Origin of the sequence: Rhizobium sp. AN68, from assembly GCF_030758035.1 — a bacterium.
GTDB classification, from domain to species: Bacteria; Pseudomonadota; Alphaproteobacteria; order Rhizobiales; family Rhizobiaceae; genus Agrobacterium; species Agrobacterium tumefaciens.
Genome location: NZ_JARWMI010000003.1, coordinates 1,781,612 through 1,794,070 on the forward strand (window position 1 = coordinate 1,781,612; position 12,459 = coordinate 1,794,070).

Below are 12,459 nucleotides of genomic sequence, written 5' to 3' on the forward strand. Positions count from 1 at the left end.
CTGCCTTTCGATATGCGACCGTTTAAGATTACCAGCGGTAATGCGAGAATGCGCGGTTTGCGTCGGCCATCTTGTGCGTGTCTTCACGCTTCTTGACGGCGGAACCGCGGTTGTTCGCAGCGTCCATGAGTTCGCCGGAAAGGCGATCGACCATGGTCGTTTCGTTACGCTTGCGAGCAGCAGTGATCAGCCAGCGGATGGCGAGAGCCTGACGGCGCTCCGGACGAACGTCGACCGGGACCTGATACGTAGCACCGCCAACGCGACGCGAACGCACTTCAACGTGCGGAGCAACGTTGTCGAGGGCGGAGTGGAACACGCCGAGCGGCTCCTGCTTCGTCTTGCCCTGAACGACGTCGAACGCGCCGTAAACGATGCTTTCCGCGACGGACTTCTTGCCGTGAAGCATGATGGCATTCATGAACTTGGTGACGACCAGATCGCCGAACTTCGGGTCCGGGTTGATCTCACGCTTTTCTGCACTATGGCGACGGGACATATTCTTTGTCTCTCAATGTTATTGACGCTAAACCACGCGGAGAACCTCGCGCAGCGCCTGATTGTTGTTGCCGAAAATTACTTCGGACGCTTCGCACCGTACTTCGAACGGCGCTGCTTGCGGTTCTTGACGCCTTGGGTATCGAGAACACCGCGGATGATGTGGTAACGCACACCCGGCAAGTCCTTTACGCGGCCGCCGCGGATCATGACCACGGAGTGTTCCTGAAGGTTGTGACCTTCGCCGGGAATGTAGCCGATGACTTCGAAGCCGTTGGTGAGACGGATCTTGGCAACCTTACGCAGAGCCGAGTTCGGCTTCTTCGGGGTCGTCGTGTAAACGCGGGTGCAAACACCACGCTTCTGCGGGTTTTCCTGAAGTGCAGGAACCTTGTTGCGCTTTACCTGTGCCTGGCGGGGCTTACGGATCAGCTGGTTTACGGTAGGCATATAACCATCCCTTGCAAAAACTACTTTAGCCACCCTCACGGGTGGCGGCTATGCCGTTTCCGGCGACGAAGCACGCATATATCCTCATGCGCAAAACGTGGCCCGATCCGTTTTCACGGATGGACCACCAAGAGCAGAGGACGCCGGATGAGGCGTCTTGCGTGCAACATTCGTGTCTTCTACGTGCAATGAAGCTTCATTTGAGATGATGTCCGGGAAAAACGTTTCCGAACGGCCAGCACAGATAGAGGCTCCGATGGCGGGCGTACTACTGTTTTAGCCAGCTTTCGTCAAGGGCGGATCCGCATTTTGCGCTGGCACCCGCGGCCACAAAGCCTGCGCACAGGCCCTTTGCCCTCTCCTTCTAACATAAGTCACAGCCGGCAACAGCGATTTTGACCTCCGGCCTTTGGCTTTTCACAAAATCCGTCTATTGATTCCCTCAAGCGGGCCGGAGCTGGCACCGCGGCGCGCAAGACCGATTCCGTCCGGCCCGCATACTCCACAACGACATATCAAGGAACCGCGTCATGACAAACCTCCCCGACAACGACAACGGACGCGACGAGCCGATGGTCTTCATCGTCATCGGCAAGGCTTACGAACACGACAATTCCGAAGGCATCGACATCCACGTCATTCTGCGGGCGCCGGACGACGACACCGCCGTACGCGAAACGCTGAACGCGCTTTCGGAGGAAGGTTTCATCGAAGCCGACCTCGACCAGATCGGCATGCTGACTGAAGTTCCGGACGAAGAGCCGCACGCTTCCGCCTATCAGGGCGCCCTGGAGGGCGAAGTCGCCATCATCCGTTTCGCCTGAGGGACCGCCCTCACCGCGACAAATGCGCCGCCACCGATAAAACGGCACCCGCCCACACCAGGGCGGTTGTCTTCCAGGACTTGATGCCAAGGCCGAAATCTTGCGTGCAGCCACCTTTTCCTGCAAAAGACCTTGGTAAATGTCAATATATTAAGTCACTGATAGATTATATACTTTAAATATGATAGTATTATTTGTATTTCCGTTGAAATATACGAAGATATAAGATTAAATTGATCCCGACGCATGATTTCGGTGGCGGGTTGGATAATATATCTTCGGCAGACATTATAGATGACATTTACGAGGCAGCACTTTTTCCCGATCGCTGGGCGAACGTGATAGCCGCAATCGGCCAACGGCTCGATTTCTGGGGCGGCGCGCTCACCTGGGGCAAAGGCGAGGATGAAGCATGGCTCTATCCGCCCAATTTCCAGGAACTCATGCAAGCCTTCATGAAGGGCGGCTGGAACCACCGCAACGATCGCCTCACACGCGCTGTCCGCGAGGGCCAATTTTCCTTCGTGCGTGATTTCGATATCTTTACCCCTGACGAATGGGCGGGGCTGCCAATCGTGCGCGATTTCCTGATGCCGCGTGGACTGGGATATGGGGTGGCAACGCAGGTTGCGCCGCCGGATCATCCCGAAATGACTCTCCTGTTCGAACGCAAGCTCGACAGAGGAATCATTGGTCCGGAAACCATGGCGGCACTTGGCCGGCTGAGGCCGCATATCGCCCGCAGCCTCACCCTCGCAACAGGGCTGCAACGCCAGAAAGCAGATGCCATCACGCTCGGCCTCAACGCCATCGGTGCGCCGGCGGCGGTGCTCCAGGCAAGCGGACGCGTTCTTTCCACAAACACCCTGTTCGAGGCGACCAAAAAGTGTATTTCCACCCGCGCCCGCGACAGGATCTTGATCTTGGACGAGAGAATAAACCGGCTGCTCTACAAGGCGCTAGCCGGCGGCAGTGTCAGTTCCCTACCCCTGCCGACAAGCGAAGACGGGGTGTGCATCCTTCACGTCATACCGCTGCGCAAGGACGCGCTGGATTTATCCCCTAACGGCAGCGCCATCGTGCTGATATCGCAACCATCGGACACCGTTGCCGACGTCACGCCGCTTCTGAAGGGGTTATACGATCTCACCAAGGGCGAGGCCCGTGTCGCGCTGGAAATCCTGAAGGGCCTTTCACTTCCCTCCGTGGCAAAGCAACTTCAAATCTCGCATGAAACGGTTCGCAGCAACGCCAAGTCTATCTATGCAAAGACCGGCAGTACGGGCCAGACCGATCTCGTTCGCCGGCTTTCCGTTTTGACGCGCTACACCATCGGTGAGCAGGAAAGACCCCGAGACGGGACTGGCCATATGAAGGACCAGATCTGACCTTCTAACCCGACCAAAACAAAAAACGCCCGGATTGCTCCGGGCGTTTTTTTACTGAACTTTGGCGGGGCTTCGTAAAGCCCCTGCCCTTGAGCAGACCTTATTCGGCCGGAGCCGGATCCGTCATGTCCTGCAGCATCTGTGTTGCAGAGCCTGCACCCGTACCCTTGCGGCGTTCCTCGAGAATGAGGTCGTCGCGCGAGGTGGCGATGCGGCGGATCTGCGTCATGGTGCCGCCGGTACCGGCCGGTATGAGGCGGCCGACGATGACGTTTTCCTTGAGGCCCTGCAGCGTGTCCGTCTTGCCGGCGATCGCAGCTTCCGTGAGAACCTTGGTGGTTTCCTGGAACGATGCGGCCGAGATGAAGGACGGCGTCTGCAGCGATGCCTTGGTGATACCGAGAAGAACCGGATCGCCATAAGCGGGCTTCTTGCCTTCTTCGATCAGGCGGTCGTTGTTGTCGTCAAGCTCGATACGATCGACATTGTCGCCAACGATGTAGTGGCTGTCGCCCGCATCGGTGATCTCGACCTTCTGCAGCATCTGGCGAACGATCACCTCGATGTGCTTGTCGTTGATCACAACGCCCTGCAGTCGGTAGACTTCCTGGATTTCGTTCACGAGGTAGGAAGCCAAAGCCTCTACGCCCTTGATTGCCAGAATGTCGTGCGGTGCCGGATTGCCGTCGAGAATGTATTCGCCCTTCTCGATGTAGTCGCCTTCCTGAAGATGGAAGGGCTTGCCCTTCGGGATCAGGTATTCGACCGGCTCGACGCCATCTTCCGCAGGCTCGATCATCACGCGACGCTTGTTCTTGTAGTCGCGACCGAGGCGGATCGTACCATCGATCTCAGCGATGACAGCATGATCCTTCGGACGACGTGCTTCGAACAGTTCGGCAACGCGCGGCAGACCACCGGTGATGTCCTTGGTCTTGGCGCTTTCCAGCGGCGAACGTGCAAGCACGTCACCCTGGAAGACCTTCGAACCAGGCTCAACCGACAGGATCGCGTCCACGGAGAGGTGGAAGCGGGCTTCGCCACCGCGGCTAAGCTTTGCGACAGCGCCGGAAGCATCCTTGATGATGATCGCGGGCTTGAGGTCCGAACCGCGCGGCGTCGAACGCCAGTCAATGACCTGACGCTTGGTGATGCCGGTGGATTCGTCGGTGGCTTCCAGAACGGAAAGACCGTCGACGAGGTCCTCGAAGTGAACGGTACCTTCCACTTCCGTCATCATCGGACGGGTGTAGGGGTCCCACTCTGCAAGACGCTGGCCGCGTTTTACCTTGTCGCCGTCATCAACGAAGATCTTCGAACCATAAGCGACACGCTGCGAGGAACGTTCCACGCCGCGCTCATCGAGAATGGTGACCGACATGTTACGGCCCATTGCGATGAGAACGCCATCGGAGTTCCGCAGGATGTTGCGGTTCTTGATCTGGATCGTGCCTTCGTACGAAGCTTCCAGGAACGACTGGTCGACCACGTTTGCCGTACCGCCAAGGTGGAAGGTACGCATGGTGAGCTGCGTGCCCGGTTCACCGATCGACTGTGCGGCGATGACGCCAACGGCTTCGCCCATGTTGACCGGAGTACCGCGAGCAAGGTCACGACCGTAGCAGACGCCGCAAACGCCGACCTGCACTTCGCAGGTCAGTGCCGAGCGGATACGGACGGACTGGATGCCAGCCTTCTCGATGATTGCAACGTCGGCTTCGTCGATCAACGTTCTGGCCTTGACGATGTTTTCGCCAGTTACCGGATTGTCGATGTCATCAAGAGCCGTACGGCCGAGGATACGTGCGCCGAGCGAGGCAACGACCTGACCGGCATCAACGATGGCGGTCATGGTGAGGCCCTTGTCGGTGCCGCAATCCACGGAGTTGACGATGCAATCCTGTGCCACGTCGACGAGACGGCGGGTAAGGTAACCCGAGTTCGCAGTCTTCAAGGCGGTGTCTGCAAGACCCTTACGGGCACCGTGGGTCGAGTTGAAGTACTCGTTAACGGTCAGGCCTTCCTTGAAGTTCGAGATGATCGGCGTCTCGATGATTTCGCCCGAGGGCTTGGCCATCAGGCCGCGCATGCCGCCCAGCTGACGCATCTGGTTCGGTGAACCGCGGGCGCCCGAGTGGCTCATCATGTAGATGGAGTTCATCGGCTTCTGGCGGCCCGTTTCCGGGTCGAATTCCACAGCCTTGATGCGCGCCATCATTTCTTCGGCGACCTTTTCGGTTGCCTTACCCCAGGCGTCGACAACCTTGTTGTACTTTTCGCCCTGGGTGATGAGACCGTCATTATACTGCTGTTCGTATTCCTTCACCAAGGCTTCGGTGTCACCGACGATCTTAACCTTGCTGTCCGGAATGACCATGTCGTCCTTGCCGAACGAGATACCGGCGCGGCAAGCGTGAGCAAAGCCGAGCTGCATGATCCGGTCGCAGAAGATGACCGTGTCTTTCTGGCCGCAATGACGGTAGACCGTGTCGATCATCTTGGAGATGTTCTTCTTGGTCATTTCCTGATTGCAGACGTCGAACGGCACGTTGACGTTCTTCGGCAGAAGTTCGCCAATCAGCATACGGCCAGGCGTCGTTTCATGGATCTTGGAAACTGGCTTGCCGTCAGCATCCACGGTCTTGAAACGACCACGGATCTTGGCATGCAGCGTCACGACCTTGTTTTCAAGCGCGTGATGCAATTCGCCGATGTCCGAGAAGGCCATGCCTTCGCCGGGCTCATTCTGGTTCATGATCGACAGGTAATACAGGCCGAGAACCATGTCCTGCGAAGGAACGATGATCGGATGGCCGTTTGCCGGATGCAGGATGTTGTTGGTCGACATCATCAGCACGCGGGCTTCAAGCTGGGCTTCGAGCGACAGCGGCACGTGAACGGCCATCTGGTCGCCGTCGAAGTCGGCGTTGAAAGCCGTGCAGACGAGCGGATGCAGCTGAATAGCCTTGCCTTCAACCAGCATGGGTTCGAAGGCCTGGATACCCAGACGGTGCAGCGTCGGTGCGCGGTTCAGAAGGACCGGATGCTCGCGGATGACCTCGTCGAGGATATCCCAAACTTCAGGCTTTTCTTTTTCAACCAGCTTCTTGGCCTGCTTGACGGTCGAGGAGTAACCCTTGGCGTCGAGGCGGGCATAGATGAACGGCTTGAACAGCTCGAGCGCCATCTTCTTCGGCAGGCCGCACTGGTGCAGCTTCAGCTCCGGACCGGTCACGATGACCGAACGGCCTGAATAGTCGACGCGCTTGCCGAGAAGGTTCTGGCGGAAGCGGCCCTGCTTGCCCTTGAGCATGTCGGACAGCGACTTCAGCGGACGCTTGTTCGCACCCGTGATGACGCGACCGCGACGGCCGTTATCGAACAGCGCATCGACGGACTCCTGCAACATACGCTTTTCGTTGCGGATGATGATACCAGGCGCGCGAAGCTCGATCAGGCGCTTCAGACGGTTGTTACGGTTGATGACGCGGCGATAGAGATCGTTGAGGTCGGACGTCGCGAAACGGCCACCATCCAGCGGAACCAGCGGACGAAGGTCCGGCGGAATAACCGGAACGACCTTCATGATCATCCATTCCGGACGATTGCCGGATTCCATGAAGTTCTCAACGATCTTGAGACGCTTCATGAACTTCTTTGCTTGAGATCCGAGGTGGTCTCGGCAAGCTCGGCACGCAGGTCGCCGGCGATCTTTTCGAGGTTCATCGAAGCCAGCATCTCGTAGATGGCTTCAGCGCCGATCATGGCGGTGAACTGGTCTTCGCCGAACTCGTCAACGGCGATCATGTACTCTTCCTCGGACAGAAGCTGGTTCTGCTTCATCGAGGTGAGGCCGGGTTCGGTGACGATGTAGTTCTCGAAATAGAGAACGCGTTCAACATCCTTCAGCGTCATGTCGAGCAAGGTCGAGATACGCGAGGGAAGCGACTTCAGGAACCAGATATGGGCAACGGGCGCTGCGAGCTCGATATGGCCCATGCGCTCACGGCGAACGCGCGACAGCGTAACTTCAACGCCGCACTTTTCGCAGATGATGCCCTTGTACTTCATGCGCTTGTACTTGCCGCACAGGCATTCGTAGTCCTTGATAGGTCCGAAAATGCGCGCGCAGAAGAGACCATCGCGTTCCGGCTTGAACGTACGATAGTTGATGGTTTCCGGCTTCTTGATCTCGCCGTAGGACCACGACAGGATTTTTTCCGGCGAAGCGATCGAAATCCGGATGGAATCGAAATGCTGCGCAGGCACCTGAGGATTGAAAAGATTCATGACCTCTTGGTTCATGCCTTGTCTCCTTGAGAGGCTAGCTGCTGCCCCTGTTTGCATCTGGACCGGCTTCTTCCCGGGTCACCGTCCAGAGCTTTAAATACGGATTAACCGCACAATGCGGCGAAAGTGTCCCGCGGCAACCATTGGTCGCCGGGGAAACGACAGGCGCCAACACGGCGCCCGCCTCTCTCATCTTTATTCCGCTGCGTCGGGCAGCTGATCCTCGGGCTGGGTCTCGACCTTCGAGTTCTCCAGTTCGACCGAAAGACCGAGCGACCGCATTTCCTTGACGAGAACGTTGAAGCTCTCGGGGATACCGGCCTCAAAGGTATCGTCGCCACGGACGATCGCCTCGTAGACCTTGGTGCGGCCCGCCACGTCGTCCGACTTGACGGTGAGCATTTCCTGCAGCGTGTAAGCCGCGCCGTATGCTTCCAGAGCCCAGACTTCCATTTCCCCGAAGCGCTGTCCGCCGAACTGCGCCTTGCCGCCCAGCGGCTGCTGGGTAACGAGCGAGTAAGGACCGATCGAGCGAGCGTGGATCTTGTCGTCAACAAGGTGGTTCAGCTTGATCATGTACATGTAGCCGACGGTGACCTTGCGGTCGAACGGCTCGCCGGTACGACCGTCATAAAGAACGGACTGACCGGATTCATGCAGACCTGCCTTCTTCAGCATCGCGGCAACGTCGGGTTCATGCGCACCGTCGAAGACCGGGGTCGCGATGGAAACACCGCGCTTGGCTTCTTCGGCAAGCTTGACCAGCGATTCGTCGTCGAAGCGCTTCACCTCGTCATGCGATTCACTCGCATAGATTTCGGTAAGCTCCGTGCGAAGCTCGCTGATGTCCATCGTCTTGCGATACTCTTCGAGCATCTCGCCGATCTTCTTGCCCATACCTGCGCATGCCCATGCGAGGTGGGTTTCGAGGATCTGGCCGACGTTCATGCGCGAAGGCACGCCGAGCGGATTCAAGCAGATGTCGACATGCGTGCCGTCTTCGAGGAACGGCATGTCCTCGACAGGAACGATACGCGAGACGACGCCCTTGTTACCGTGACGGCCGGCCATCTTGTCGCCCGGCTGGATCTTGCGCTTCACAGCGACGAAGACCTTGACCATCTTCATGACGCCAGGAGGCATTTCATCGCCGCGCTGGACCTTCTCGACCTTGTCCATGAAGCGCTGTTCAAGGCGCGACTTGGATTCGTCGTACTGGCCGCGAAGTGCTTCCAGTTCGGACTGGGCCTTCTCGTCTTCGACTGCAAACATCCACCACTGCGAGCGGGGATATTCGGAGACGACGGCGTTGGAAAGCTCGACGCCCTTCTTGAAGCCCTTCGGACCGGCGATGGAAACGTGACCACGCAGCATGTCGATCAGGCGGCCGTAGACGTTACGGTCGAGAATTGCCTGTTCGTCGTCGCGGTCCTTTGCCAGACGTTCGATCTCTTCGCGCTCGATTGCCATCGCGCGCTCATCCTTCTCCACACCGTGACGGTTGAAGACGCGGACTTCCACAACGGTACCAAACGTGCCCGGAGGCATGCGCATGGAGGTGTCGCGAACGTCGGAAGCCTTTTCACCGAAGATGGCGCGCAGAAGCTTTTCTTCCGGCGTCATCGGGCTTTCGCCCTTCGGCGTGATCTTGCCGACGAGGATATCGCCCGGCTGAACTTCCGCACCGATGTAAACGATACCGGCTTCGTCGAGGTTCTTCAGCGCTTCTTCCGAAACGTTCGGAATGTCACGCGTGATTTCTTCCGGACCAAGCTTCGTGTCACGCGCCATCACTTCGAATTCTTCGATGTGGATGGAGGTGAACACGTCGTCGGAAACGATACGTTCCGACATCAGGATCGAGTCTTCGTAGTTGTAGCCGTTCCAGGGCATGAACGCGACGAGCGCGTTACGGCCGAGCGCCAGATCGCCGAGGTCGGTCGACGGACCATCAGCGATGATGTCACCCTTGGAGATGATGTCACCGACAGCGACCAGCGGACGCTGGTTGACGCAGGTGTTCTGGTTCGAACGCTGGAACTTCTGCAGACGGTAGATATCGACGCCCGACTTGCCGGCATCGAGTTCTTCCGTAGCGCGGATAACGATACGGGTCGCATCCACCTGGTCGACGACACCGCCGCGGCGAGCCGCGATGGCAGCGCCGGAGTCACGGGCGACGATCGGTTCCATGCCTGTGCCGACGAACGGCGCTTCCGCCCGCAGAAGCGGAACGGCCTGACGCTGCATGTTCGAGCCCATGAGAGCGCGGTTGGCGTCGTCGTTTTCCAGGAACGGAATGAGAGCCGCTGCGACCGAAACGAGCTGCTTCGGCGAAACGTCCATCAGGTTAATGTTGTCGCGCGGTGCGAGCATAACTTCGCCCGAGTGACGGCAAACAACGAACTCTTCAGTGAAGGCGCCTTCGCCATCGAGCTCGGCATTGGCCTGTGCGACGTAGTACTTGGCCTCTTCCATAGCGGAGAGGTAGATAACGTCGGTCGTCACCTTGCCGTCGATGATCTTGCGGTACGGGCTTTCGATGAAGCCGTACTTGTTGACGCGGGCAAAGGTGGCAAGCGAGTTGATCAGACCGATGTTCGGGCCTTCCGGCGTTTCGATCGGGCAAATACGGCCGTAGTGGGTCGGATGAACGTCGCGGACTTCGAAGCCGGCGCGCTCACGGGTCAGACCACCCGGTCCAAGAGCCGAAAGACGGCGCTTGTGGGTGATTTCCGAAAGCGGGTTCACCTGGTCCATGAACTGCGAAAGCTGCGAGGAACCGAAGAATTCGCGAACGGCGGCAGCTGCCGGCTTCGCATTGATCAGGTCCTGCGGCATCACGGTGTCGATTTCGATCGAGGACATACGTTCCTTGATCGCACGTTCCATGCGCAGAAGGCCGAGGCGGTACTGGTTTTCCATCAGCTCGCCGACCGAACGCACACGGCGGTTGCCGAGGTTGTCGATGTCGTCGATTTCGCCCTTGCCGTCGCGCAGTTCGACCAGCATCTTGACGACAGCGAGGATGTCTTCCTTGCGCAGCGTGCGCACGGTGTCTTCCGCGTCGAGGTCGAGACGCATGTTCATCTTCACGCGGCCAACAGCCGAGAGATCATAACGTTCTGCATCGAAGAACAGCGAGTTGAACATCGCTTCTGCCGAATCCATGGTCGGCGGCTCACCCGGACGCATGACGCGGTAGATATCGAACAGCGCTTCCTGGCGGTTCTGGTTCTTGTCCGCATGCAGCGTGTTGCGGATATAGGCGCCAACATTGACGTGGTCGATGTTGAGGACCGGAATCTCGTCAAAGCCGGACTGAAGAATGAGGCCAAGCGTCTTTTCGTCGATTTCGTCGCCGGCTTCGAGATAGATCTCACCCGTCGAGTAGTTGACGATGTCTTCGGCAAGGAAGTTGCCGTAGAGGTCTTCGTCAGTCGCCTTAAGTGCCTTCAGGCCCTTGTCGACGAGCTGGCGGATAAGACGCGGAGTGAGCTTCTTGCCACCTTCGACAACGACTTCGCCGGTGTCGGCGTCGATCATGTCGGTGATGACCTTGGCATTCTTCAGCGTTTCAGGCTGGAACGGAATGCGCCAGCCATCGCCGGCGCGCTCGTAGGAAGCCTTGCTGTAGAAGGTCGACAGGATTTCTTCACCATCCATGCCAAGCGCCATCAGGAGCGAGGTCACGGGCAGCTTGCGGCGACGGTCGATACGCGCATAGACGATGTCCTTGGCGTCGAACTCGATGTCGAGCCAGGAACCGCGATATGGGATGACGCGGGCAGCGAACAAAAGCTTGCCGGAAGAATGGCTCTTGCCCTTGTCGTGGTCGAAGAATACGCCCGGCGAACGGTGCATCTGCGAAACGATGACGCGCTCTGTACCGTTGACGATGAACGTGCCGTTATTGGTCATGAGCGGCATGTCGCCCATGTATACGGACTGTTCCTTGATGTCCTTGATGGACTTCGCGCCTGTATCCTCGTCGATATCGAACACGATGAGGCGCAGCGTCACTTTCAGCGGCGCTGCATAGGTCAGATCGCGCTGACGGCATTCCTCGACGTCAAACTTCGGCGCTTCGAATTCGTAAGACACGAATTCGAGCATGGATGCGCCGGAAAAATCGGTGATCGGGAATACGGATTTGAATACGGCATTCAATCCCTCGTCGGGACGGCCACCCTTGGGCTCGTCAACCATGAGAAACTGGTCATACGAAGCCTTCTGAACCTCGATGAGGTTCGGCATTTCCGCTACTTCTGGAATTTTGCCGAAAAACTTGCGTACGCGCCTGCGACCGTTAAACGAAAGGGTCTGAGCCATCGTCGCTCCTTTAAAATTGCATCCGGGCCTGCAACGGACGGGAACCGATGGCCAGTCGATCCCGTCAAGCAATGGGTGTCATCAATCTCGTTCCACATCCCGGATCGATCAGGCCGGATTGCCTAGATGAGCCGGTTCGGAACCATTCTCTTGAAGAACCCATTACCCAAAAGCCATTTTCACGCGGCTTTTGGGTAATAAGTTTTAAAACGATGACGACGGAAAGGGGCATGAAGCCCCTTCCCGCCAGCAATCGCAAGATTACTTAACGTCGACCTTGGCGCCAGCGTCTTCAAGCTTCTTCTTGAGGTCAGCAGCTTCAGCCTTGGAAACAGCTTCCTTGACAGCCTTCGGAGCGCCTTCAACGAGGTCCTTAGCTTCCTTCAGGCCGAGACCAGTGATAGCGCGGACTTCCTTGATGACGTTGATCTTGTTGGCGCCAGCGTCAACCAGGATCACGTCGAATTCGGTCTTTTCTTCTTCAACGACAGCAGCAGCGCCAGCACCGCCAGCAGCAGCAACAGCTACCGGAGCAGCGGCGGAAACGCCCCACTTTTCTTCGAGAAGCTTCGACAGTTCTGCAGCTTCCAGAACGGTCAGGGTGGAGAGGTCTTCAACGATCTTTGCGAGATCAGCCATTTTGATAGTTCCTTTTGTTCAGTTCGAACCAGTTTGAA

Annotated in this window: 7 protein-coding genes and 1 pseudogene; 2 read left to right on the forward strand and 6 right to left on the reverse strand. The window is 57.8% G+C overall.

Annotated elements, in window-relative coordinates:
* Positions 1–28 precede the first annotated feature (28 nt).
* Complete coding sequence (gene rpsG / locus RBH71_RS21820) at positions 29–499, reverse strand: 30S ribosomal protein S7 (RefSeq protein ID WP_003507761.1); 471 nt, start codon at positions 497–499, stop codon at positions 29–31.
* A gap of 77 nt (positions 500–576) precedes the next feature.
* Positions 577–948 carry a 30S ribosomal protein S12 gene (rpsL, locus tag RBH71_RS21825; RefSeq protein WP_003507760.1) on the reverse strand — a complete coding sequence of 124 codons (372 nt, stop codon included), beginning with the start codon at positions 946–948 and terminating at the stop codon, positions 577–579.
* A gap of 530 nt (positions 949–1,478) precedes the next feature.
* On the opposite strand from rpsL, the gene RBH71_RS21830 reads away from it, so the two are divergent.
* Both RBH71_RS21830 and RBH71_RS21835 read left to right on the forward strand, forming a co-directional pair.
* Positions 1,479–1,772 (forward strand): hypothetical protein, encoded by a 294-nt coding sequence (locus RBH71_RS21830; RefSeq protein WP_003519341.1) that lies wholly within the window; start codon positions 1,479–1,481, stop codon positions 1,770–1,772.
* Between the two features lie 263 nt (positions 1,773–2,035).
* Positions 2,036–3,160, forward strand: a complete 1,125-nt coding sequence (locus RBH71_RS21835; protein ID WP_080581107.1) for a helix-turn-helix transcriptional regulator — start codon at positions 2,036–2,038, stop codon at positions 3,158–3,160.
* 100 nt (positions 3,161–3,260) lie between these two features.
* Here RBH71_RS21835 and rpoC read toward each other — a convergent pair.
* The 4 genes and pseudogenes from rpoC to rplL form a co-directional block, all read right to left on the reverse strand.
* Positions 3,261–7,465, reverse strand: a pseudogene (gene rpoC / locus RBH71_RS21840) (DNA-directed RNA polymerase subunit beta').
* A 180-nt stretch (positions 7,466–7,645) separates the two neighbouring features.
* Positions 7,646–11,782 carry a DNA-directed RNA polymerase subunit beta gene (gene rpoB, locus RBH71_RS21845; protein WP_003519345.1) on the reverse strand — a complete coding sequence of 1,379 codons (4,137 nt, stop codon included), beginning with the start codon at positions 11,780–11,782 and terminating at the stop codon, positions 7,646–7,648.
* Positions 11,783–11,846: 64 nt separating this feature from the next.
* Positions 11,847–12,014 (reverse strand): hypothetical protein, encoded by a 168-nt coding sequence (locus RBH71_RS21850; protein WP_153793990.1) that lies wholly within the window; start codon positions 12,012–12,014, stop codon positions 11,847–11,849.
* Between the two features lie 29 nt (positions 12,015–12,043).
* A complete protein-coding gene (gene rplL / locus RBH71_RS21855) occupies positions 12,044–12,421 on the reverse strand; it encodes a 50S ribosomal protein L7/L12 (RefSeq protein ID WP_003519347.1) in 378 nt (125 codons plus the stop codon).
* Positions 12,422–12,459: the final 38 nt, after the last annotated feature.

Bases quoted from the DNA above. Each gene is read 5' to 3' on its own strand.
- rpoB (WP_003519345.1), bottom strand. From the start codon at position 11,782: ATGGCTCAGACCCTTTCGTTTAACGGTCGCAGGCGCGTACGCAAGTTT.
- rplL (WP_003519347.1), bottom strand. From the start codon at position 12,421: ATGGCTGATCTCGCAAAGATCGTTGAAGACCTCTCCACCCTGACCGTT.
- RBH71_RS21850 (WP_153793990.1), bottom strand. From the start codon at position 12,014: ATGCCCCTTTCCGTCGTCATCGTTTTAAAACTTATTACCCAAAAGCCG.
- RBH71_RS21830 (WP_003519341.1), top strand. From the start codon at position 1,479: ATGACAAACCTCCCCGACAACGACAACGGACGCGACGAGCCGATGGTC.
- rpsL (WP_003507760.1), bottom strand. From the start codon at position 948: ATGCCTACCGTAAACCAGCTGATCCGTAAGCCCCGCCAGGCACAGGTA.
- rpsG (WP_003507761.1), bottom strand. From the start codon at position 499: ATGTCCCGTCGCCATAGTGCAGAAAAGCGTGAGATCAACCCGGACCCG.